The organism is Methylomonas subterranea, assembly GCF_024505185.1.
GTDB classification, from domain to species: domain Bacteria; phylum Pseudomonadota; class Gammaproteobacteria; order Methylococcales; family Methylomonadaceae; genus Methylomonas; species Methylomonas subterranea.
Genome location: NZ_JANIBJ010000012.1, coordinates 84,800 through 106,624, shown reverse-complemented (window position 1 = coordinate 106,624; position 21,825 = coordinate 84,800). Strand labels below are relative to the sequence as shown.

The window sequence follows — 21,825 nt, the reverse complement described above, 5'->3', positions numbered from 1 at the left end:
AGGCAAAATGGCTAGTGAAGGTGGCGCTACAGGTTATATTGTCCATCACTTGACACCATTATCGGTGGGTGAGGGATTTTGGACATTGCATCTGGATACCCTGTTTTTTTCGGCGGTATTGGGCTGTTTGTTTATCTGGTTTTTCAAATCCGTGGCGGAACGGGCCACCTCCGGCGTGCCGGGTCTGGCGCAGAACTTCGCCGAGATGATAGTCGAATTTGTCGATACCCAGGTCAAGGACACCTTTCACGGCCGCAGCGAATTGATTGCCCCGCTGGCGTTGACGATTTTCTGCTGGGTTTTCCTGTGGAATGCCATGGATATGCTGCCGGTGGATTTATTGCCTATGATCGGTAGCTTGATGGGCATGGAATACATGCGAGTTGTGCCTAGTACCGATTTGAACGGTACCTTCGCTTTATCTTTAAGCGTTTTTTTCCTGATTTTCTTTTACAGCATCAAGGTCAAGGGCATTTTCGGTTTTATCAAGGAAATGACCTGTACGCCTTTCGGACCTTGGTTGATGCCCTTCAACCTGATGTTGAAGGTGGTTGAAGAACTTGCCAAACCCATTTCGTTGGCATTGCGGTTATTCGGTAACCTGTATGCCGGTGAATTGGTGTTCATCCTGATTGCTTTGTTGCCGCCGGTCGTACAGCCTTTGCTGGGTTTTCCGTGGGCAATATTTCACATTTTAGTTATCACTTTACAGGCTTTCATATTCATGGTGTTGACCATTGTTTATTTAAGTCTGGCGCATGAAGATCACTAAAGCTCAACGTATTTTTTTTATTATTTGATATACATTTAGGAGACACTATGGAACTCGCATCATTAGTAGCCAACGTACAAGGCTTCACCGTCATTGCAGTTGGTATTATTTTGGGCTTGGGTGCTATCGGTACCGCGATCGGTTTCGGTTTGCTGGGCGGTAAATTTTTGGAAGGTGCAGCGCGCCAACCCGAATTGGTTCCAATGTTACAGGTCAAAATGTTTATCGTAGCCGGTCTGCTTGACGCGGTGTCCATGATCGGCGTTGGCATGGCCTTGTTTTTCACCTTTGCAAACCCATTCCTTTCAGCTGTTCAATCCGCCGCGGGTTGATAAAAAGATTGATCTGTTCAGCAAAGACGGCTGTCTTTAAAACAATTGCCGCCAAATGGCGATTGGTAAACAGATACCAATGACAACAGCATATCGAGGAAACCATCAATGAGTATCAATGCTACTCTGATCGGGCAGATGATCACGTTTTCGCTTCTGGTTTGGTTGACCATGAAGTATATCTGGCCGCCCATCATTGCCGCGCTTGAAGAGCGTAAAGTAAAGATAGCGGAAGGATTGGCCGCGGCCGAAAGAGGTCAGGAAGAAATCAAATTGGCGGAAAAGAAAGCCAAAACCGTTCTGAAGGAAGCCAAGGAAAAGTCGGCTGAAATTATCGGTTCGGCGCAAAAACGCGCGAACGAGCTGGTGGAAGAGTCCAAAATGCAGGCCCAAAAGGAAGGCGAGCGTTTACTGGAAGCGGCCAAGGCTCAAATCGAGCAGGAAATGCTGCAAGCCAGGGAAAACCTGCGCAAGGAAGTATCCGCCTTGGCCTTGCGCGCCGCCGAACAGATTTTGAAAGAAGAAATCGACAAAGCCAAGCATCAGGATCTTCTTAACAGAACCGCGGAACAATTAGGGTAAGCAATGACTGAATTAGCGACATTAGCAAGACCTTACGCAGAAGCCGCATTCAAGCGGGCAAAAGAGGCAGGCAATGCGGCAAAATGGGCGGAAGCGCTGCAATTTTTGGCTTTGACCGTTCAAGACACGGAAATGGCGAAAATCGTCAACAATCCCAGAGTCAGCAAGGAAAAAATTCAGCAGCTGCTGCTGGATATTTGCCTGGATCAAGTCGAAGCCGAGGTCATTAATTTACTCAAATTGTTAATTCAAAATGGTAAATTGAAATTGCTGCCAAACATCTCGGCTTTGTATGAAGAATATAAAGCGCAAGACGAAGGTTACGTTAATGTCGATCTTTACAGTGCCTATGCGTTAACCAAGGCTGAACAGAACAAATATGTCGCTATGCTGGAAAAACAGCTCAAGAAAAAGGTCAATGCGGTGGTATCAATCGATAAATCATTGATTGGCGGCATCTTGGCCAAAGCCGGCGATAAAGTATTGGATGGTTCTGTCAGTGGCCAGCTTCATCAATTAGCCAAAAGGCTCTAAGAGCCAGATCGGGAAAATATAATGCAATTAAATCCATCTGAAATAAGTGATCTGATCAAAAAGAAGATCGAAAATTTCGACGCCCAAATTGAGGCGCACTCGGAAGGAACCGTGGTCAGCGTGACCGACGGTATCGTTCGCGTACACGGTTTGTCGGACGCAATGCAGGGCGAAATGCTGGAATTTCCCGGCGGCTCCTATGGCATGGCCTTAAACCTGGAAAGGGATTCCGTTGGTGTGGTTATGTTGGGTGCTTACCAACATATTACCGAAGGCGACACCGTAAAATGCACCGGCAGAATTTTGGAAGTGCCGGTTGGTGAAGCTTTGCTAGGTCGCGTGGTAGATGCACTGGGTCAACCGATTGATGGCAAAGGTGCTATCGATACCAATCTGTCATCACCGATCGAAAAAATTGCACCGGGCGTTATCGCCAGACAGTCGGTCGACCAACCGGTACAAATCGGTTTGAAAGCCATCGACTCGATGATTCCCGTCGGCCGCGGCCAACGCGAGCTGATCATCGGTGACCGTCAAACCGGTAAAACCGCGATTGCCGTCGATGCGATCATCAATCAAAAAGGCACCGGCATTAAATGTATTTATGTTGCCATCGGCCAAAAACGTTCCTCTATCGCTAATGTGGTTCGTAAGCTGGAAGAACATGGCGCGATGGAACACACCATCGTGGTGGTAGCCTCCGCATCCGAATCGGCCGCACTGCAATTTATTGCACCGTATACCGGTTGCTCGATGGGCGAATACTTCCGCGACAGAGGTGAAGACGCGCTGATCATTTACGACGATTTGACCAAGCAAGCTTGGGCTTATCGGCAAATCTCGCTGTTGTTGCGTCGTCCTCCAGGCCGTGAAGCCTATCCTGGCGACGTGTTCTACATCCACTCCCGCTTGCTGGAGCGTGCCGCGCGTATCAATGCCGACGAAGTAGAAAAGCTTACCGAGGGCAAAGTGAAAGGCAAAACCGGTTCATTGACCGCATTGCCGATTATCGAAACCCAGGGCGGCGATGTTTCCGCATTCGTTCCAACCAACGTCATTTCGATTACGGACGGCCAGATATTCCTGGAAACCGGTCTGTTCAACTCAGGTATCCGTCCGGCGGTGAATGCCGGTCTGTCGGTATCCCGGGTGGGTGGCGCCGCGCAAACCAAGATTATCAAGAAGCTGGGCGGCGGTATTCGTCTGGACTTGGCGCAGTTCCGCGAACTGGCTGCATTTGCCCAATTCGCCTCCGATCTGGACGAAAGTACCCGTAAGCAAATTGAACGCGGCCAACGCGTCACCGAATTGATGAAACAAAACCAATATGCGCCGATGTCGGTGGCCGAAATGGGTGTTTCCTTGTATGCGGCCAACGCCGGCTTCCTGGATAATCTGGAAGTGAAAAAAGTTCGGGATTTCGAGTCTGCGTTGCTGTCATTCATGAGAGCGGAAGAGGCGGATTTGATGGCGAAAATCAATCAAACAGGCGACTTCAGCGATGAAATCAAAAATGGCATGCACGCAGCCATTGAGCGTTTCATTAAAACAAGTAGCTGGTAAAGGATAGTCCATGGCTGTTGGCAAAGAAATACGTACCAAGATCGCCAGTATCAAGAATACTCAAAAGATCACCCGCGCCATGGAGATGGTGGCCGCAAGTAAAATGCGTAAAACCAAAGACCGCATGCAGGCGACCCGGCCCTATTCCAAAAAGATCAGCCAGATCATCAACCATCTGTCTCACGCCAATCCGGAATATAAACATCCGTACATGATTGAGCGCGAAGTAAAACGAGTCGGCATCATTGTGATCAGCTCCGACAGAGGTTTGTGCGGCGGATTGAATGCCAATCTGTTCAGGACCATCCTGAACCAGATGCAGCAATGGAACAGCCGCAACATTGAAATCGATATTTGCACGGTGGGTGGCAAGGCGGCCAATTTCTTTAGCAATATCAACGCTAACGTAATTGGTCAGGTGGCCAAGTTGGGCGATACTCCGCATCAGATTGACGTTATCGGCGTGATTAAAATCATGTTGGACGCTTACGAAAGCGGCAGCATAGATCAGCTGCACGTCATCAATAACGAGTTTGTAAACACCATGACCCAAAAGCCGATGATGACGCAGTTGTTGCCGGTGGTGGCGGGCGATCTGGAAGAGGACTTGAGCGGACATTGGGATTATCTGTACGAGCCCGGTGCCAAGGAAGTTCTGGATCATTTGCTGCAGCGCTATGTCGAGTCCATCGTTTATCAAGGACTGGTAGAAAACAATGCCTGCGAACAGGCCGCCCGCATGGTTGCAATGAAGAGTGCTTCCGACAACGCCGGAAATATCATTAAAGAATTGCAACTTGTGTACAACAAAGCCAGACAAGCGGCAATCACGCAGGAAATTTCGGAAATTGTTGCCGGCGCGGCCGCTGTTTAACGCATTTCACAAGTTTAGATAGATTTTTATAGAGGACGACACAATGAGTTTGGGTAAAATCGTTCAGATTATCGGCGCGGTGGTGGACGTGGAATTTCCGCGCGACAACCTGCCGAAAGTATACGATGCGCTGAATGTAAAAGGCGGTTTGGTGCTGGAAGTTCAACAACAATTGGGTGACGGCGTGGTTCGTACCATTGCGATGGGTTCGACCGATGGCTTGAGCCGTGGCGTGGAAGTCAGCAATACCGGCGATGCGATTAAAGTACCCGTCGGTCAGGCTACGCTGGGCCGTATCATGAATGTGTTGGGTGAAGCCATCGACGAAAAAGGTCCGATCGGCGAGAAGGAAAAATGGGTCATCCACCGCGATGCGCCATCCTACGACGAGCAAGCGCCCGCCAACGAGTTGCTGGAAACCGGCATCAAGGTAATCGATTTGGTTTGCCCGTTCGCCAAGGGCGGTAAGGTCGGCCTGTTCGGCGGTGCCGGCGTGGGCAAGACCGTCAACATGATGGAGTTGATCCGCAACATCGCTATCGAACACAGCGGTTTCTCGGTATTCGCCGGCGTCGGCGAGCGTACCCGCGAAGGTAACGACTTCTATCATGAAATGACCGATTCCAACGTTATCGACAAAGTATCGCTGGTGTACGGCCAAATGAACGAGCCGCCCGGAAACCGTTTGCGCGTGGCGTTGACCGGTCTGACCATGGCGGAATTTTTCCGCGACGAAGGCCGCGACGTACTGTTCTTTGTCGATAACATTTACCGTTACACCCTGGCCGGTACCGAAGTATCCGCGCTGCTGGGCCGTATGCCTTCCGCGGTAGGTTACCAGCCTACCCTGGCCGAGGAAATGGGGGTTCTGCAGGAACGTATCACCTCCACCAAAACCGGTTCCATTACTTCTATCCAAGCGGTATACGTACCCGCGGACGACTTGACCGACCCATCGCCAGCCACGACTTTCGCGCATTTGGACGCTACCGTGGTATTGTCGCGTCAAATCGCCGAGTTGGGTATTTACCCGGCTATCGATCCTTTGGATTCCACCAGCCGTCAGCTGGATCCACTGGTGATCGGTCAGGAACATTACGAAACCGCCCGTTCGGTGCAAGGTATTTTGCAGCGTTACAAGGAATTGCGCGACATCATCGCCATTCTGGGTATGGACGAGTTGTCCGAGGAAGACAAACTGACCGTATCCCGGGCGCGTAAAATTCAACGATTCCTGTCGCAACCCTTCTTCGTGGCCGAAGTATTTACCGGCTCACCCGGCAAATACGTTTCACTGAAAGAAACCATCGCCGGTTTCAAGGGTATCATTAACGGCGATTACGACAACCTGCCGGAACAAGCGTTTTACATGGTCGGCACCATCGACGAAGCCATTGAAAAAGCCAAGGGCATGTAATCCTTTAATGAAGTGGAGAGAGATCAGGAATGGCCATGACCATACACGTTGACATCGTCAGTGCCGAGCAGGAAGTCTATTCGGGTTTGGCCGAGATGCTGTTCGCGCCGGCGGAATTGGGCGAGGTGGGTATTGCGCCACGCCACGCACCGTTGATTACCAAACTGAAACCCGGTGAAGTGCGGGTGAAGATCAGCGATAAGGAAAGCCAGGAGTTTTATGTTTCCGGCGGTTTGCTGGAAGTACAACCGCATGTGGTGACCGTGTTGGCCGATACGGCTATAAGGGCTCACGATATTGATGAAGCGCAGGCCCTGCAAGCCAAGGCCCGCGCCGAAGAACTGTTGACCGACAAATCCGGCAAAGTCGATTACGCCCGCGCCCAGGCGCAATTGGCCGAAGCCGTCATGCAGCTGAGAACACTGGAAAGATTAAGAAAACGTGGATCGTAACAATTTAGTCTCGTAAACTATAAGCCCGATAACGCCTGCGTCATCGGGCTTTTTTGTTTAAAGGAATAAGACATGTCGATAAAAACCATCATTTTGGCCGCCGGCCAAGGCACTCGGATGCGATCGTCCCGCCCGAAGGTGTTGCATGAAATTGCCAACAAGGCGCTGCTGCAACACGTCCACGAGACTAGTCGGATGCTGCCGGACAACAAGATCTACATCATTTACGGACACGGTGGAGAAACGGTCAAGCAAACCCTTAGCCACCTGAATGCCACCTGGATAGAACAGCGGCTGCAATTGGGAACCGGCCACGCCGTACAGCAGGCCATCCATCATGTGGAGGATGGCGATACGGTATTGGTTTTGTACGGCGACGTGCCCTTATTGAAAGCCGCTACCTTGAAAACCTTGCTAACAAAAGTCAGCGCAACCTCACTGGCCTTGTTGACCGTGACGCTGGATGATCCGACGGGTTATGGCCGCATCGTCAGGGATAAGGATCATGCCGTACTCAAGATCGTCGAGCAAAAGGACGCCAATGAAGCGGAACTGCGAATCAACGAAGGCAATACCGGCATCTTGGCCTGTAAAGGCAAGCAGTTGAAAAATTGGTTATCGCGGCTGAGTAATAACAACGCCCAAAATGAATATTATTTGACCGACATTATAGAAATGGCGGTAGAGGACGGCTTGACAATCGATACCACTCAGGCCCATAGCGCCGACGAAGTACTTGGTGTGAACAATCGCGCTCAGCTGGCTCATCTGGAACGAGTCTACCAGCTTGAGCAGGCGCAAATGTTGATGGAAAAAGGCGTTACTCTGCGGGATCCGAACCGGATAGAAGTACGCGGCTCATTCGCCGATTTGGGTCAGGATATCGATATCGACGTCAATGTGGTATTTGAAGGCGTCAACAGCGTAGGATCCAATGTAAAAATCGGCCCCAATTGTCTGATCAAAAACTCCACCATCGCCGAGGGCGTGGAAATCCTGGCCAATTGCGTGATCGAGGATGCGGTCATCGGCGCGGACAGTCGTATCGGCCCATTTGCCCGCCTACGTCCGCAAACCGAACTGGCTGGGCATGTGCATATCGGCAATTTTGTAGAAGTCAAAAAATCCACAGTGGCCAATGGTAGTAAAATCAATCATTTGAGCTATATTGGCGACAGCGAGATTGGCGCAAGGGTTAATGTCGGCGCCGGCACCATCACTTGCAACTACGATGGCGTCAACAAATTTAAAACCATAATCGAAGACGGCGCGTTCATTGGTTCGGACACCCAATTGGTGGCGCCGGTGACAGTACGGAGGAACGCCACCATAGGTGCGGGTTCAACCATTACCAGAGACACGCCGGCCGATCAGCTGACGCTCAGCCGTGCCAAGCAAATCAGCATACCCGGTTGGCAGCGGCCGGTAAAGGCAGAGATTGTTCCGGACAATCTTCCGCACTCCTTACATCCCTATAAGTCGGAGAAAGAATAATGTGTGGCATCGTCGCAGGTATTGCACAACGCAACGTAGTGCCTATTCTGATCGAAGGGTTGAAGCGCCTTGAGTATAGAGGCTACGACTCCGCCGGGCTGGCGGTGGTCAATCAGGGCGAAATATTCCGCAAGAGGGAACTGGGTAAGGTCAAGGGCTTGGAAGCCTTGCTTGCCGCCGACCCCATAGCGGGTAATGTCGGCATAGCGCACACCCGCTGGGCCACCCACGGCAAGCCCAGCACGCATAATGCCCACCCGCATATCAGCAAGGACAAAGTGGCCGTGGTACATAACGGTATCATCGAAAACCACGATCATTTGCGTACCGCACTGCAACAGGATGGTTACGTCTTTACCTCGGAAACCGATACCGAAGTCATCGTGCATAAAATCGCCCAGGAATTGCAGGCAAATGACGACTTGCTGGCAGCGGTAAAACGTACTATCGTCACCTTGCAGGGCGCCTATGCGCTGGGCGTGGTGCACGCCGACCAGCCAGACGTGCTGATCGCCTGCCGCAAGGGTAGCCCCTTGGTCATCGGCATCGGCATCGGCGAGTATTTCATCGCCTCCGATATTGCCGCTCTGCTCCCGGTTACCCAGCGCTTCATTTTTTTGGAAGACGGCGATATTGCCGAATTGACCATCAACGGCGCCAGCATTCAGGACGAGAATGGCAAGCGCGTGGTAAGACCAGTGATCGAAAGCCAGTTGAAAGCCGACTCGGTCGATAAAGGTAAGTACCGCCACTACATGTTGAAGGAAATATACGAGCAGGCCTGGGCTGTTTCGGAAACCCTGGAAGGCCGTTTCGTCAATAACAAACTGCAAGACACCGCCTTCGGCCACAATGCCGCCGAAGTGTTCGACCAAATCAAATCGGTACTGATTTTGGCCTGCGGCACCAGCTACCACTCCGGACTGGTGGCGCGTTACTGGTTCGAAAAATACGCCCGCGTGCCCTGCGCTATCGAAGTGGCCAGCGAATTCCGCTACCGCAATCCGGTCATTTCCGCCGATACCCTGGTAGTGACCATTTCCCAATCCGGAGAGACCGCCGATACGCTGGCGGCCTTGCAGGAAGCCAAAAAACTGGGCGTCAAACACTCGCTGGTCATCTGTAATGTTCCCGAGAGTTCGTTGGTTCGCGAGTCCGATCTGGTGATGATGACCCGGGCTGGTCCGGAAATCGGCGTCGCTTCCACCAAGGCCTTCACCACACAATTGGTGGCATTGCTGTTGCTGTTGATCGCGGTCGGCCGTCGGTTCGAACTAAGCCGGGAATTGGAGGATAAAATCGTTTCCGAGTTGTTCGGCTTGCCCGGTAACATCGAAAAGGTGTTGAAACTGGACGAGGCCATAGAAGTACTGTCGCAACGCTTTGCCGACAAGCAAAACGCTCTGTTTCTGGGCCGCGGTACTCACTACCCCATCGCCATGGAAGGTTCGCTGAAACTGAAGGAGATTTCCTACATTCATGCCGAAGCCTATCCGGCCGGTGAATTGAAACACGGCCCATTGGCGCTGATCGATGCCGAAATGCCGGTGGTCACCGTGGCGCCCAATAACAACCTGCTGGAAAAACTCCGATCCAACATTCAGGAAGTCAGCGCCCGCGGCGGCCAGTTAATCGTGTTCATGGATGAGACCCTGGCGGACGCCGGCGATGAAAATGTGCAAATCATCAAGATGCCCAGTGTCGCTAACATCATTTCGCCGATCATTTACACCATACCGCTGCAATTGCTGTCCTATCATGTCGCGGTATTGAAAGGCACCGATGTCGACCAGCCACGCAATCTGGCCAAATCGGTAACGGTGGAATAATCGCTGAAGCATTTGGTCAACGAAAACTCTTTCACAGTCGAGAGGCGGGTCGGTTTTCGCCCGCCAATTCAAAAACAGTGGCAATTAAAGCGATTTCCGAAAAACATCCGTCCCCAAAAGTAAAATAGGCTCTCCTCAACATCGCCGCCTATCCAACCCTGTTAACCTACACACTGAAATGGCGCACTGTCGGTGGACACCCAAACCATGCTTGATGGGCAAAGACCATGACCTGGAAAGGCTCAAACCCATCGTCGGACTTTGCCGCAATCGCTATGAATAACGGGCCTTCCCTCGCCAAGCAGGACATGCGGAAAGTCGAAGCCTGCCAGGAGCGTAACCCGGTATTACCAAAATGGCATATTCTCGTTAAGCCCCGGCTGGCATGGTCTTTTCCGCAGTCGCCTTATTATCGGAATTGGCGGCTGGTTTGGCCGAATACATACCGATCTTTTGGCGTCCAAGAGATCGGTTTTTTGTGTGGCCTATCTGGATGCGCGTTTTCTGTCGTTTTCCGTCAATAGGATTTTACGCAGACGAATCGATTTGGGCGTCACTTCGACTAATTCATCGTCACTGATAAACTCTAATGCCTGTTCCAGGGTCATTTTTTGGATTTTTGCGCAGGTCAAACTGTCGTCGGTACCGGCCGCGCGAATGTTGGTTAACGGCTTGGGCTTGGTGGGGTTGACCACCAAATCATTGCTACGCGAATGGATGCCGACCAGTTGACCTTCGTAGACTTCATCGCCATTCACCACCAGCAGTTCGCCGCGCGCTTGTAGCGGGAATAAGGAGTAATCCACCGCTTTGCCCTTGGACATGGAAATCAGTACGCCGCGAACCCGATTGCCTACCGCGCCTTCTTTTACCGGGCCATAATGGTCGAACACGTGATAGAACAAGCCCGAACCGGAGGTTGCGGTCAAAAATTCGGTTTGGAAGCCCAGCAAGCCGCGGGATGGCACGACATATTCCAAGCGGATACGGCCCTTGCCATCCGGTACCATGTCTTTCAGGTCGCCTTTGCGATCGCCCAGTTTTTCCATGATGGTACCTTGATGTTGTTCTTCCACTTCAATGGTGACATTTTCATAGGGTTCGGATTTAACCCCATCGATTTCCTTGATAATCACCTGCGGACGCGATACGCCCAGTTCGAAACCTTCACGGCGCATGTTTTCGATCAACACCGATAAATGCAGTTCGCCGCGACCCGAAACTTTAAATTTATCCGGATCGTCCGTGGTTTCAACCCCCAAAGCAACGTTATGTTGCAGTTCTTTTTGCAACCTATCGTAAATTTGCCGGGTGGTGATGAATTTACCTTCCCTGCCCGCGAACGGCGAATTATTGACCTGGAAGGTCATGCTTACCGTCGGCTCGTCGACCGATAGCGGCGGCATGGCCGCCACGTTATTCGGGTCGCACAAGGTTTCCGAGATTTTTAAATTCTCGATACCGCAGAAGGCAATGATATCGCCCGCTTGCGCACTTTCGACTTCGACGCGCTCCAGGCCATGGAAACCGTATAGTTTCAGCATACGGCCGTTGCGGGTTTTGCCTTCGTTATCGACGATGGTCAACGGCATATTACGGGTGACTTTGCCGTGCTGAATCCGGCCAATACCGATCACGCCCACGTAAGAGTTGTAATCCAGGCTGATGACCTGCATTTGGAACGGCGCGTCAACGTCAACGGGGGGCGGGGCCACTCTATCGACTATGGTTTGAAACAGCGGTGTCATATCTCCGCCGGATACGTCGGCTTCCAGCCCGGCAAAACCATTCAACGCCGAGGCATAGACAATCGGAAAATCCAGTTGCTCGTCTGTTGCGCCCAGGTTGTCGAACAAATCGAAGGTTTGATCGACAACCCAATCGGGCCGGGCGCCCGGCCTATCGACTTTATTGATGACGACAATGGGTTTTAAACCCAGGGCAAAGGCTTTTTTGGTGACGAAGCGGGTTTGCGGCATTGGGCCGTCGACGGCGTCCACTAACAATAAAACCGAATCAACCATGGACAATACCCGCTCGACTTCGCCGCCGAAATCAGCGTGGCCCGGGGTGTCGACGATGTTGATGTGATAGCCGTTCCAGTCGATCGCGGTGTTTTTCGCCAGAATGGTGATGCCTCTTTCTTTTTCCAGCGCGTTGGAGTCCATCACCCGTTCATCGACTTTGGTATGCGCATCGAAGGTGCCGGATTGTTGCAAAAGTTGATCGACCAGAGTGGTTTTGCCGTGGTCGACGTGAGCGATGATCGCGATGTTTCTGAGTTTTTCTATCACAGGAATTTACTTGGGATTTTTAAGGAAATTGTAGGCTGGATGGGGGTTAACCGATCCTGAAAAAATCAACTTTGTTGCCAAGGCAGGCCGTGAAAACGCCAGCCGCCGACAGTGTTGCGGTGTTTATGTTCATCCAGGGGGCCTTCAAAACCGTCCAGAATGTTGATCAGATGTCGGTAGCCGGCGGTTTCCAGTGCCTTGGCGGCATCGACCGAGCGCACGCCACTACGGCACAACAGTAGGACAGGAGCGGTTTTATCCGGCGCGTGCTGCTGTACTTGCTCGACAAAATAGGGATTCAACTGCATGCCGGGAAATTCCTTCCACGCTACATGTATAGCCTTGGGCGGGTGGCCGACAAAACTGTGCTCGATGGAGGTTCTGACGTCAATCATTACAGCGGCGGGGTTATCCTGCAGCACTGCCCAGGCTTGTTGGGGGTCGAGATTTTCAATCATAGTATTACCGGGTTGGTTTTTGTCCGATATAGCAAGCTTCGTTTCGGTTGCCGTGCCGCAGATCGCCTATACGGGCGTACTCTTGATAAAAGACCAGGGTTAATGGGGAGAACAACTGCGGAAGTTCATTGCATTCCAGTAAATAATCCGGATTGCTGGGGCCTTGCTGATCAAGTTTGTGGCGGATAAATGTTTGATAAAACAGCAAGCCGTCGGTTTTTAAAGCGGCCATTATCGCATTACACAGGCTGCGGTCAAGAAAACGACTGATGACAATTACATCAAATCGATTCCGGGGCAGCTTGTCGGGGGTTAGCACGACTTGGCGGGTGGCGATTTGTAAGCGATGTTGTTCGGCCTGATTTTGTAAGTGCGATAGGGCGACCCGAGAAATATCCCATGCATCGACCCGTAAACCCTGCTCGGCCAACATAAGGGCGTTACCGCCCAGACCGCAAGCCAAATCCAATGCTCTGCCCCGGACGGGCAGCAGATGGAGATGAGCAGATAAGACTTCGGCTATATGAGGCGTATGCGCATTATCGGCATAAATGCCGTCCCATTTGGCTTGTAACATGATCAGGGCGGATCCATGCCAATTCGATGCGGCAGCCAGCCCTGAATAAAATCCAGAAAAGAACGGACTTTGGCGGAGAGGTATTTTCGATGCGGATAAACCGCATAAATGGCCAGGGGACTGATGGCATATTGTTCCATGATCACTTGCAAGCGGCCCAGCTCGATATCGCGCCCGACGATGTAACGCGGCAACATAATCAGCCCCAGTCCGTTGACCGCCGCATTGCGGATGGGGTCGGCCATGTTCGCTTGCATACGGCCGGTTACCGTGATGGTGCGATCGCCCAGGATGCCCTTAAACCGCCATTTATTGCGCGGAGGTATAGCCCAGTTGATCAGGCAACTGTGGTCGTCCAGATCTTCCGGATCTTGCGGAGTGCCGTGGGCTTTCAAATAATCCGGCGAAGCACATACTACCAGTGAGGAACTGGCCAGTTTGCGTGCAACCAAGCTGGTATCGTTGAGCTGCCCCAAATATATGGCGATATCGACCCCTTCGTCGATTAAATCCACTTGGCCGCCCTTTAAGACCATTTCCACCGATAGGTCCGGATAATTTTTCAGATATTCCGTGAGCCCGGGGGCTATATGCGTGGCGCCGATGACCGGTGGTGCGCAGATTTTAAGCACGCCTCGCGGTTCGGTTTGCAGTTTGGTGACGGCGGATTCCATTTCCTGCACGTCCAACAAGACTTGCTGACAGCGCTCCAGATATTCTTCTCCGGCTTCAGTCAGACTTAAGCTTCGCGTCGTACGATTGAACAAGCGCGTATTGAGCTCGCTTTCAAGTTGCATGATGTGTTTTGTGGCCATGGCTCTGGAAATATCCAGGTCCTTGGCGGCTCCGGCAAAGCTGCCCGCCTTGGCGACGCGCACAAATACGTTCATGCTGGTTAGTTTGTCCATGGGCGGCTCATTGGTTGAGGGCTACAAAAAATATTTGACATTTCTATTATTTCTTATACGTATACAATGTATTTTATAAACGCCTAATTGTAAACATTTTTTTATACTGTATAGTAAGCAGCAACTGAAGAGCAAAGCAAGCGCGCTTTGTCAATATTCATACTGAATTTAAGAGGAACTAATACTAAATGAACGACTTAAGCAAGGATATCCTGATTGGTTCACTGTTTATCTCGGGTCTTTTAAGCTTTTTCTCAGGTTTATTTGTTATTTCAACCGTATTGTTTGCAAGCAGCGCCATATTCAGCAACATGGCCAATAAAACGCGTATCAGCGGTTAATCTTTACAGAATTTGTAACTACCTCCTGGTGTTGTAATTTCAAGCGGACCCTCCTCATAGTACTCTGCTTGGTTTTTTACCTCTCCTTGCGCAAGCATCGAGAGGTTTTTTTTTGCCCGTCGTTTAGGGGAGTCGGGCAACGTGCTATGATTTTTCCGCAACGGATTAACGAGTAACTATTTTATGAACGATGTTTTACAGCAGTTGGCCGATGTTCTGGAACAGCGCAAACAACAGACCGCCGATCAATCCTATGTGGCCAGTCTGTACGCCAAGGGTCTGGACCATATTCTGAAAAAAATCGGCGAAGAAGCCACGGAGACGGTGCTTGCGGCAAAAGACGGTGATAAGGACAAAATTATTTATGAAACCGCCGATTTATGGTTTCACTGCATGGTGATGCTGGCGGATCAGGGTTTAGGGCCGCAACAGGTCATAAGCGAACTGCAACGGCGTTTTGGCCTGTCCGGTTTAGAGGAAAAAGCGCGGCGCGGTTCGTCCCATTAAACTAACCAATTAGGAGGTACCCTATGGGTGTCAGCATGACTCAATTGTTAATCATACTGGTAATTGTCATTTTGGTGTTCGGCACCAAGCGTCTGAAAAATGTCGGCGGTGATCTGGGGGAGGCCATCAAAAGTTTCCGCGGCGCCATGAAGGAAGGCAGTGAAGACAAAAAACTGGCGGAAAAGGATGATGAAGCCCTGGAAGGCGAAGCCACAAAACAGTCCGAAAAGGATCAGGCATAAGTCGCCATGTTCGATGTCGGTTTTTCTGAACTGATGATGGTTGGTCTGATTGCCCTGTTGGTGATAGGTCCGGAACGCTTGCCGAAAGCGGCGCGCATAGCCGGTTATTGGTTGGGTAAAACCCGCACCGCCGTCGCCAACGTCAAGGCCGAAATCAAGCAGGAACTGCATGCCGAGGAAATGCGGCAGTTGTTGAACCAGCAACAATCCATTACGGAAGAATTGCGGCAAATCGCTAGCGAAACCGAAATCGCGCTGGGCGATATCGACAACAATATCAAAACCTTGGACGAATCCAGCCAAAATAATGACCAATCAGCCTGAGAAACTGGGCGAGCAGCCTTTTATAAGCCATTTGGTTGAGTTGCGCGACCGCTTGTTGCGCGTGGTGCTGTGCGTTTTATTGGTATTTATCGGTACGGCCATGTATGCCAATGAGATATACCAATATCTGGCCGAACCCTTGTTGCAGCATATGCCGGAAAACAGCACCATGATAGCCATCGATGTGGCCTCGCCGTTTTTCACCCCGATCAAGCTGGCTTTTGTGGTGGCGGTGTTTGCCAGCGTGCCGTATATATTGTTTCAATTTTGGGGCTTTATCGCTCCGGGTCTTTATCGTCACGAAAAACTGATGGTTTTGCCGTTGTTATTGGCCAGCACACTGTTATTTTACGCCGGCGCGGCATTCGCCTATTTCGTGGTATTTCCGCTGGTGTTCGGCTATTTAACCGCCGCGGCCCCGGCCGGGGTGGCGGTGATGACCGATATCGCCACCTATCTGGATTTTATATTGGCGTTATTTTTTGCCTTCGGCGTATCGTTTGAAATTCCGATTTTCACCATCGTTTTGGTGTGGACCGGTATCACCACGCCGGAAAGTCTGGCCGAAAAACGCCCTTATGTGATTGTGGGGGTGTTTGTAGTGGCCATGTTTCTGACCCCGCCGGATGCACTGTCGCAAACGCTGTTGGCGGTACCGATGTGGCTGTTGTTCGAATCGGGCTTATTGTTTTCGCGTTTTTTTGCCGGTAGACGGCGCGAACGTTGAGCAATGGATAATTTCGCGGAGCGTCTGCAGTTAGTGCGCAGCCAAATTCGGCATGCCGTCGGCATTGCCGGGAGGCCGAAGGGTTGCGTGCAATTGCTGGCGGTAAGCAAAACCAAGCCGGCCGGGGATATTGCTGAGCTGTACCGATTGGGGCAACGGCATTTCGCGGAAAACTATTTGCAGGAGGCCTTGCAAAAGCAGCGGCAATTGGCGGCCTTTAATATTACCTGGCATTTCATAGGCCCGATTCAGTCCAATAAAACCAAGCCGATTGCCTGTCATTTCGACTGGGTGCATAGCGTGGATAGGCTAAAAGTAGCTCAACGCCTCAGCGAACAACGGCCCGCGCAGTTGCCGCCGCTAAATATTTGCCTGCAAGTCAATATCAGCGAAGAGGCCAGCAAGTCCGGCGTGGATCTTGCCGAGCTTCCTCAACTGATCGAAGCGGTGAGCCGTTTGCCGCGCCTGCGTCTGCGCGGCGTAATGGCGATCCCCGAGCCCGAGGCCAGCTACTCCAAGCAACGTCAGCCTTACCGCTGCTTATATCAAGCCGTGCGGGAGTTGAATCGGCCCGAACTGGACAGTTTTTCCTTCGGCATGAGTGGCGATTTAAAGGCCGCCATCATGGAAGGCTCCACCATGGTCAGGATAGGCACGGCCTTGTTTGGCGAGCGGCATTAGCCATGCGGGCGTGGCTGGCGGCCGGTCCGGTAGCTATTGAGGGGGTTTTGATAGATAATAAAGCGCATTTTTTATCCACTTTTTATCCCGATAATGAAACATAAGCTCGAATACCTATTGCAACAAGCTGTGACAGCCCTGAAAACGCAAGGTATTCTTGATCCCGACTTGGGCGCGCAAATCGTTTTGGAGCGCGCCCGCGATAGTCAACATGGCGATTTCGCCACCAATCTGGCCATGCTGTTGGCCAAGCCCGCCAAAACCAATCCCCGTCAATTGGCGGAAAAAATCGTGGCCGAAATTCCCGCCGACGATCTGATCGTCAAGGTCGAAATCGCCGGGCCCGGCTTCATCAATTTTTTTATCAATCCCGATAGCCAGTTTCAAATTGTCAAACAAATCCACGATGCCGGCTCCGAATTCGGTTTGAGTAGCATCGGTGCCGGTAAGAAAGTGCAGGTGGAATTCGTCTCCGCCAATCCGACAGGCCCGTTGCATGTCGGACATGGCCGCGGCGCGGCTTACGGTTCGGCGGTGGCCGATCTGTTGCAAGCGGCGGGTTTCGAGGTGGAACGCGAATATTATGTTAACGATGCCGGCCGGCAAATGGACATCCTGGCCACCAGCGTCTGGCTGCGTTATCTGGAAGTATGCGGTGAAGTACTGCCCTTTCCCTCCAATGGTTATCGCGGCGAATATGTGCGTGAAATCGCTTTTAACCTGCATAAAAAATCCGGCAACGATTATCGCCGCCCGGTCGAACTGGTGCTGGAGGATATACCCGCCGACGAACACCAAGGCGGCGATAAGGAAAAGCATATCGATGCCTTGATCGAGCGGGCCAAAACCCTGTTGGGCCCGGCGCAATACCAGGATGTGTTCCAGGCCGGCCTGAATGAAATTCTGGCGGACATCAAGGACGACTTGCGGGAGTTCGGTGTCAGTTACCAACATTGGTTCTCCGAACGTCTGCTGATGGAGGATGGTTCCATCCGGCAAGCATTGCAACGCCTGGATGCTGCGGGTTATCTGTATGAAAAGGACGGCGCCACCTGGTTTGCCTCCAACCGCTTGGGTGACGAAAAAGACCGGGTGGTGGTGCGTGACAACGGCCAAAGCACCTATTTCGCCTCCGATATTGCCTATCATATGAACAAACTGGATCGCGGTTTCGACCAAATCGTCAATATTTGGGGCGCTGATCATCACGGCTACATTCCGCGCGTCAAGGCCGCCATGCGGGCACTGGGGGCCGACGAATCCAGGTTGAAAGTGCTGTTGGTGCAGTTCGCCGTGTTGTATCGCGGTAGCGAGAAAGTGCAGATGTCCACCCGTTCCGGCGAATTCGTCACCTTGCGGCAATTGCGCAACGAAGTCGGCCGGGATGCCTGCCGGTTCTTTTATGTGATGCGCAAATCCGAGCAGCACATGGATTTCGATTTGAAACTGGCCACCTCCAGAAGCAACGAAAACCCGGTTTATTATGTGCAATATGCCCATGCCAGAGTCTGCAGCGTGTTACGGCAATTGGATGAAAAGGGCCGCGAACGCAACCTGCATTTGGGTATGGAGCATCTGCATCTGTTGACTGCGGAGCAGGAAACCGCCTTGCTGACCACGTTGTCCAAATACCCCGAAGTGTTGGAGAAAGCCGCGCTGCAATACGAGCCGCATCAATTGATCCAATATCTGCGGGAATTGGCCAATCAATTCCACTCTTATTACAATGCCCACCAGTTCCTGGTAGATGACGAAAAACTTTGCAACGCGCGCTTGAATTTGATTTGCGCGGTCAAACAAGTCTTGGCTAATGCCTTGAACTTGCTGAAAATCCATACCCCTGAATCGATGTAATGGCCAGAGACTATAAACACCGCGTCCAGAATCCCGGTTACGCTTCCAGCCGCGGACGTAACCGGAAACCGACGACCCCTTGGTGGCGTTGGTTGCTGGTGGTCGCGCTGATTGTGGCGTTCGTGGTGTTTTTGAACATGGTGCGCGGCATGGTGGCCGAACTGATGGCCGGTAAGCCGGAAGCGGAAACCGGCCAGCCCGCAACAACGGTCAAGCAGATCATTCAGCCGCCGCAAACAAAAACGCCGCCCGTTGAAGCGGAAAAACAGGCCGAGCCGGAACCGGTACAAGCGGAAGAGCCGCGCTACGATTTTTACACCATTTTGCCGCAAGCCGAAACGGTGGTGCCGGATTACGAAATTAAAACCCGGGTCCGCGAAGAACTGGTGGGTAAAACCAAGCAGACAAAATACGTCATGCAGGCCGGTTCTTTCAGAGAGGCTGCCGACGCGGAGCGGCATAAAGCCAAACTGGCCTTGCTGGGCATTGAGTCATGGGTGGAAAAAGCCAAAGTCGGAAGCGTCATTTGGCACAGGATTAAAATCGGCCCTTACGATAACCCGTCCAGCGTCTCCACCATCAAGGAATTACTGCAAAAAAACGGTATCGGCGTGATCGTTACCGAACAAGGCAAATGAAAACGCTCAGCAAAACCGGCTGGGTTTGACCCATTTCGATAATATTTGATACAGCGCAAGCGGCAATATGGGTTTGCTGATGAAATCCACCATGCCGGCTTGCAAGCATTTTTGACGGTCTTCACGCATGGCGCTGGCGGTCATTGCAATCACCGGCAGATTTTTAAAACTTACGATTTCCTTCAGGATCCGTGTTGCCTGATAGCCGTCCATCACGGGCATCTGTACATCCATCAATACGCAGTCATAGTTGTTCGATTCCAGTTTACCCAGGGCTTCGGCGCCGTGTTCGGCCAAATCGACCACGATGCCCAGTTTTTCCAACAGTTCCTTGGCGACGATGCGGTTGATTTCATTGTCCTCGACCAACAGTATTCGCGTACCGCGCAAATTTTGAAATGCCATGTTGTCCAGCGGATTGGCGTGAATCTGTTCGGGAATCGGCAGTTCCGTTACCCCCAACATGACGGTAAAAATGAAGCAGGAGCCGCTGCCTTGCCGGCTCTTCAGGCGGATTTTGCCGCCCATTTGCTCGACCAACTGCCTGGAAATGGCCAGCCCCAGTCCGGTACCGCCATATCCGCGAGTTACGCTGTTGTCGGCTTGAGAAAAAGCCTGAAACAGGTTTTGTTGCTGTTCCGGACTGATGCCGATACCTGTGTCGCTGACCCGAAACTCCAGACATATCTGTTCGCTGTTGCGGCTTAGTTCGGTTACCGAAACCATAACTTCCCCCCGCTCGGTAAATTTGATCGCATTGCCTATCAGGTTGATCAACACCTGTCTTAAGCGTTGCGGGTCGCCGATCACCGCATGATATTGGTCGGCATGGGTATAATTGAGCGCCAGACCCTTGCGGGTCGCCAACTGGGTCATGGTGGCAAACACTTGTTCCAGCATTTCCTCCAGCAAAAACGGGATATGCTCCAACTGCATTTTGCCGGCTTCCATTTTGGAAAAGTCCAATATGTCGTCGATAATGCTCATCAGGGACCGGGAAGCTGTTTCGACACGTTGTAAATATTCCCGTTGTTTGGCGGTCAATTGGCTGTTCAGACACAGTTCCACCAATCCGACGATGGCGTTCATCGGCGTGCGGATTTCGTGGCTCATATTGGCTAAAAACGCCCCCTTGGCTTGATTGGCGGATTCCGCTTCCAGTTTGGCCATTTCGAGCTCCTGAGTGCGGTTCAGCACCTCTTGTTCCAGATTGGCTTCGTTTTGCTGTATTTGCGTCAACATGCTGTTAAAGGCATCGGACAGGTCGCTGATCTCATCGTTGCCGGTATAGCGGGAACGCAGACTGTAATCGTTGTGTTCGGCAATCTTGTGTGCGGTGTCGGCCAGCAGCAGAATGGGTCGCAATAAGGAACGCTGTAGCCGAATTACAAACAAGCCGGCAATACCGAGTGCGATGAGTACGATGCTGGCGTTAATGGCCGTGTTGCGCAGCAAGGCCAGATAATGGCGATTTAGATCCGCCGTCAGGGTAATTTGGCCGACCAAGTTTTCATTGTTGTGAAAAATCGGTCGGCTGATCTGCTGGGTTTTGGGGATAACATCGGGCCAGTACCCCCGCAAGCTGGATGTGGGTTTCGAATAACCGACAAACGCAGCATTGGTGCGGGTTTGAATTACCGCGTCCGTGATATCCGGATCGTGTGCCAATGCCCCCAGGATCTCCTTGGCGGTCTTTTCATCATCAAACAATAAAGCCACGCTACAATTTTGTCCCAACATGTCGGCCGTCAGGGTCAATTTTTTCCCCATCCTGTCTCGCAGGGCATTGTATTCGCGTATCGAAAGGCTAAGCGTCGCCACCAGCAAGGTTAACGCGGCCATGATAAAAAGCACTTTGGCCAGTTTACGCGAGATAGATACGCGGGGTTGACTGTGGGTATTCATTCCAATATTTCCGCCATTCGCAACAATTTAGAACTCAGTTTCAAGCCGGCCAGTTTTACGGCGCTCAGGTTCACGACCAGTTTTAGCTTGTTATCACGCAGGGTAAATTGAATCATGCCACCTGTTTGGGCAAAGTTCTCCACGTCGCTGACCAATAGCACGTGAAATTTTTGCGCTTGCTCGAGCACGGTATTGGAGAGCGCATCCAGGTCGCTGAAAAATAAAATCTGGCATTCCGCTATGGCAATGGGGATGTCGAATTTGACCAGCACGGCTTTGTTGTTAATGTGCTGACCATTCAACACCGGCAGATATGAGCGAATTGGATGGTTGCCCTGAAGGCAAATCACGACATGCGTAGCTTCGGGCCATTCCGCCAGTTCGGCAAAATGAAACAGATAGGCGGTCTTCAGCTGGTATTCGCGGTTGACGGTCTGGTCATCCTCGGCATGGCAAACCGAAACGGCGCAAAGCCAGTAACAGACCAGCAGCGTTTGCAGAAAAACCCTAAACATCCGGA

General features: G+C 51.7%; 24 protein-coding genes. 18 read left to right on the top strand and 6 right to left on the bottom strand.

Annotation, left to right across the window (positions count from 1 at the left end):
- The first annotated feature begins 7 nt into the window (after positions 1-7).
- The 10 genes from atpB to glmS all read left to right on the top strand — a co-directional run bounded on the left by atpB (position 8) and on the right by glmS (position 9,849).
- Positions 8-772: a F0F1 ATP synthase subunit A gene (atpB, locus tag NP590_RS08340; RefSeq protein WP_256601866.1), complete on the top strand. Its 765-nt coding sequence runs from the start codon at positions 8-10 to the stop codon at positions 770-772.
- Positions 773-819: 47 nt separating this feature from the next.
- Positions 820-1,104: a F0F1 ATP synthase subunit C gene (atpE, locus tag NP590_RS08335; RefSeq protein ID WP_013821063.1), complete on the top strand. Its 285-nt coding sequence runs from the start codon at positions 820-822 to the stop codon at positions 1,102-1,104.
- Between the two features lie 108 nt (positions 1,105-1,212).
- Positions 1,213-1,686, top strand: coding sequence for a F0F1 ATP synthase subunit B (locus NP590_RS08330; RefSeq protein WP_256601865.1), 474 nt, complete (start codon positions 1,213-1,215; stop codon positions 1,684-1,686).
- Positions 1,687-1,689: 3 nt separating this feature from the next.
- Positions 1,690-2,220, top strand: a complete 531-nt coding sequence (locus NP590_RS08325; protein WP_256601864.1) for a F0F1 ATP synthase subunit delta — start codon at positions 1,690-1,692, stop codon at positions 2,218-2,220.
- A gap of 21 nt (positions 2,221-2,241) precedes the next feature.
- A complete protein-coding gene (gene atpA, locus NP590_RS08320) occupies positions 2,242-3,783 on the top strand; it encodes a F0F1 ATP synthase subunit alpha (protein ID WP_305888638.1) in 1,542 nt (513 codons plus the stop codon).
- A 10-nt stretch (positions 3,784-3,793) separates the two neighbouring features.
- A complete protein-coding gene (gene atpG, locus NP590_RS08315) occupies positions 3,794-4,657 on the top strand; it encodes a F0F1 ATP synthase subunit gamma (RefSeq protein ID WP_256601863.1) in 864 nt (287 codons plus the stop codon).
- Between the two features lie 43 nt (positions 4,658-4,700).
- On the top strand, positions 4,701-6,074 hold the full coding sequence (gene atpD / locus NP590_RS08310) for a F0F1 ATP synthase subunit beta (protein ID WP_256601862.1): 1,374 nt from the start codon (positions 4,701-4,703) through the stop codon (positions 6,072-6,074).
- A gap of 29 nt (positions 6,075-6,103) precedes the next feature.
- On the top strand, positions 6,104-6,526 hold the full coding sequence (locus tag NP590_RS08305; RefSeq protein ID WP_256601861.1) for a F0F1 ATP synthase subunit epsilon: 423 nt from the start codon (positions 6,104-6,106) through the stop codon (positions 6,524-6,526).
- Positions 6,527-6,598: 72 nt separating this feature from the next.
- A complete protein-coding gene (gene glmU / locus NP590_RS08300; RefSeq protein ID WP_256601860.1) occupies positions 6,599-8,020 on the top strand; it encodes a bifunctional UDP-N-acetylglucosamine diphosphorylase/glucosamine-1-phosphate N-acetyltransferase GlmU in 1,422 nt (473 codons plus the stop codon).
- Positions 8,020-9,849 (top strand): glutamine--fructose-6-phosphate transaminase (isomerizing), encoded by a 1,830-nt coding sequence (gene glmS / locus NP590_RS08295; RefSeq protein WP_256601859.1) that lies wholly within the window; start codon positions 8,020-8,022, stop codon positions 9,847-9,849. The genes glmU and glmS overlap by 1 nt, the downstream gene beginning before the upstream one ends.
- A gap of 485 nt (positions 9,850-10,334) precedes the next feature.
- Here the strand turns inward: glmS and typA are convergent, their stop codons facing one another.
- The 4 genes from typA to NP590_RS08275 form a co-directional block, all read right to left on the bottom strand.
- On the bottom strand, positions 10,335-12,143 hold the full coding sequence (gene typA, locus NP590_RS08290; protein WP_371927278.1) for a translational GTPase TypA: 1,809 nt from the start codon (positions 12,141-12,143) through the stop codon (positions 10,335-10,337).
- Between the two features lie 65 nt (positions 12,144-12,208).
- Complete coding sequence (locus NP590_RS08285; protein WP_256601858.1) at positions 12,209-12,601, bottom strand: rhodanese-like domain-containing protein; 393 nt, start codon at positions 12,599-12,601, stop codon at positions 12,209-12,211.
- A 4-nt stretch (positions 12,602-12,605) separates the two neighbouring features.
- A complete protein-coding gene (locus tag NP590_RS08280) occupies positions 12,606-13,178 on the bottom strand; it encodes a class I SAM-dependent methyltransferase (RefSeq protein ID WP_256601857.1) in 573 nt (190 codons plus the stop codon).
- A gap of 2 nt (positions 13,179-13,180) precedes the next feature.
- Complete coding sequence (locus NP590_RS08275; RefSeq protein WP_256601856.1) at positions 13,181-14,086, bottom strand: LysR family transcriptional regulator; 906 nt, start codon at positions 14,084-14,086, stop codon at positions 13,181-13,183.
- A gap of 188 nt (positions 14,087-14,274) precedes the next feature.
- Here NP590_RS08275 and NP590_RS08270 point away from each other — a divergent pair, with 188 nt between their 5' ends.
- The 8 genes from NP590_RS08270 (at position 14,275) to NP590_RS08235 (ending at position 19,400) form a co-directional block, all read left to right on the top strand.
- Entirely contained in the window at positions 14,275-14,427 is a 153-nt protein-coding gene (locus NP590_RS08270) for a hypothetical protein (protein ID WP_256601855.1), read from the top strand.
- A gap of 183 nt (positions 14,428-14,610) precedes the next feature.
- Positions 14,611-14,934, top strand: a complete 324-nt coding sequence (locus tag NP590_RS08265; protein WP_256601854.1) for a phosphoribosyl-ATP diphosphatase — start codon at positions 14,611-14,613, stop codon at positions 14,932-14,934.
- Between the two features lie 23 nt (positions 14,935-14,957).
- A complete protein-coding gene (gene tatA / locus NP590_RS08260; RefSeq protein WP_256601853.1) occupies positions 14,958-15,176 on the top strand; it encodes a twin-arginine translocase TatA/TatE family subunit in 219 nt (72 codons plus the stop codon).
- Positions 15,177-15,182: 6 nt separating this feature from the next.
- The gene (gene tatB, locus NP590_RS08255; protein WP_256601852.1) at positions 15,183-15,500 is read left to right on the top strand and encodes a Sec-independent protein translocase protein TatB; all 318 of its coding nucleotides are present in this window, start codon (positions 15,183-15,185) and stop codon (positions 15,498-15,500) included.
- Positions 15,484-16,227, top strand: coding sequence for a twin-arginine translocase subunit TatC (gene tatC, locus NP590_RS08250; protein ID WP_256601851.1), 744 nt, complete (start codon positions 15,484-15,486; stop codon positions 16,225-16,227). The genes tatB and tatC overlap by 17 nt, the downstream gene beginning before the upstream one ends.
- A 3-nt stretch (positions 16,228-16,230) precedes the next feature.
- The gene (locus NP590_RS08245; RefSeq protein ID WP_256601850.1) at positions 16,231-16,908 is read left to right on the top strand and encodes a YggS family pyridoxal phosphate-dependent enzyme; all 678 of its coding nucleotides are present in this window, start codon (positions 16,231-16,233) and stop codon (positions 16,906-16,908) included.
- Positions 16,909-17,001: 93 nt separating this feature from the next.
- Entirely contained in the window at positions 17,002-18,762 is a 1,761-nt protein-coding gene (gene argS / locus NP590_RS08240; RefSeq protein ID WP_256601849.1) for an arginine--tRNA ligase, read from the top strand.
- Positions 18,762-19,400 (top strand): SPOR domain-containing protein, encoded by a 639-nt coding sequence (locus NP590_RS08235; protein WP_256601848.1) that lies wholly within the window; start codon positions 18,762-18,764, stop codon positions 19,398-19,400. The genes argS and NP590_RS08235 overlap by 1 nt, the downstream gene beginning before the upstream one ends.
- A 6-nt stretch (positions 19,401-19,406) precedes the next feature.
- Here the strand turns inward: NP590_RS08235 and NP590_RS08230 are convergent, their stop codons facing one another.
- Positions 19,407-21,305 (bottom strand): ATP-binding protein, encoded by a 1,899-nt coding sequence (locus NP590_RS08230; protein ID WP_256601846.1) that lies wholly within the window; start codon positions 21,303-21,305, stop codon positions 19,407-19,409.
- Positions 21,302-21,820 carry a YfiR family protein gene (locus tag NP590_RS08225; RefSeq protein WP_256601845.1) on the bottom strand — a complete coding sequence of 173 codons (519 nt, stop codon included), beginning with the start codon at positions 21,818-21,820 and terminating at the stop codon, positions 21,302-21,304. The genes NP590_RS08230 and NP590_RS08225 overlap by 4 nt, the downstream gene beginning before the upstream one ends.
- Positions 21,821-21,825: the final 5 nt, after the last annotated feature.

Coding starts and splice junctions, on each gene's coding strand:
- NP590_RS08235 (WP_256601848.1), top strand. CDS start 18,762: ATGGCCAGAGACTATAAACACCGCGTCCAGAATCCCGGTTACGCTTCC.
- NP590_RS08230 (WP_256601846.1), bottom strand. CDS start 21,305: ATGAATACCCACAGTCAACCCCGCGTATCTATCTCGCGTAAACTGGCC.
- NP590_RS08270 (WP_256601855.1), top strand. CDS start 14,275: ATGAACGACTTAAGCAAGGATATCCTGATTGGTTCACTGTTTATCTCG.
- NP590_RS08280 (WP_256601857.1), bottom strand. CDS start 13,178: ATGTTACAAGCCAAATGGGACGGCATTTATGCCGATAATGCGCATACG.
- glmU (WP_256601860.1), top strand. CDS start 6,599: ATGTCGATAAAAACCATCATTTTGGCCGCCGGCCAAGGCACTCGGATG.
- tatB (WP_256601852.1), top strand. CDS start 15,183: ATGTTCGATGTCGGTTTTTCTGAACTGATGATGGTTGGTCTGATTGCC.
- tatA (WP_256601853.1), top strand. CDS start 14,958: ATGGGTGTCAGCATGACTCAATTGTTAATCATACTGGTAATTGTCATT.
- argS (WP_256601849.1), top strand. CDS start 17,002: ATGAAACATAAGCTCGAATACCTATTGCAACAAGCTGTGACAGCCCTG.
- NP590_RS08330 (WP_256601865.1), top strand. CDS start 1,213: ATGAGTATCAATGCTACTCTGATCGGGCAGATGATCACGTTTTCGCTT.
- NP590_RS08325 (WP_256601864.1), top strand. CDS start 1,690: ATGACTGAATTAGCGACATTAGCAAGACCTTACGCAGAAGCCGCATTC.
- glmS (WP_256601859.1), top strand. CDS start 8,020: ATGTGTGGCATCGTCGCAGGTATTGCACAACGCAACGTAGTGCCTATT.
- NP590_RS08285 (WP_256601858.1), bottom strand. CDS start 12,601: ATGATTGAAAATCTCGACCCCCAACAAGCCTGGGCAGTGCTGCAGGAT.
- NP590_RS08275 (WP_256601856.1), bottom strand. CDS start 14,086: ATGGACAAACTAACCAGCATGAACGTATTTGTGCGCGTCGCCAAGGCG.
- atpG (WP_256601863.1), top strand. CDS start 3,794: ATGGCTGTTGGCAAAGAAATACGTACCAAGATCGCCAGTATCAAGAAT.
- NP590_RS08225 (WP_256601845.1), bottom strand. CDS start 21,820: ATGTTTAGGGTTTTTCTGCAAACGCTGCTGGTCTGTTACTGGCTTTGC.
- NP590_RS08265 (WP_256601854.1), top strand. CDS start 14,611: ATGAACGATGTTTTACAGCAGTTGGCCGATGTTCTGGAACAGCGCAAA.
- NP590_RS08305 (WP_256601861.1), top strand. CDS start 6,104: ATGGCCATGACCATACACGTTGACATCGTCAGTGCCGAGCAGGAAGTC.
- atpD (WP_256601862.1), top strand. CDS start 4,701: ATGAGTTTGGGTAAAATCGTTCAGATTATCGGCGCGGTGGTGGACGTG.
- atpA (WP_305888638.1), top strand. CDS start 2,242: ATGCAATTAAATCCATCTGAAATAAGTGATCTGATCAAAAAGAAGATC.
- tatC (WP_256601851.1), top strand. CDS start 15,484: ATGACCAATCAGCCTGAGAAACTGGGCGAGCAGCCTTTTATAAGCCAT.
- NP590_RS08245 (WP_256601850.1), top strand. CDS start 16,231: ATGGATAATTTCGCGGAGCGTCTGCAGTTAGTGCGCAGCCAAATTCGG.
- atpB (WP_256601866.1), top strand. CDS start 8: ATGGCTAGTGAAGGTGGCGCTACAGGTTATATTGTCCATCACTTGACA.
- atpE (WP_013821063.1), top strand. CDS start 820: ATGGAACTCGCATCATTAGTAGCCAACGTACAAGGCTTCACCGTCATT.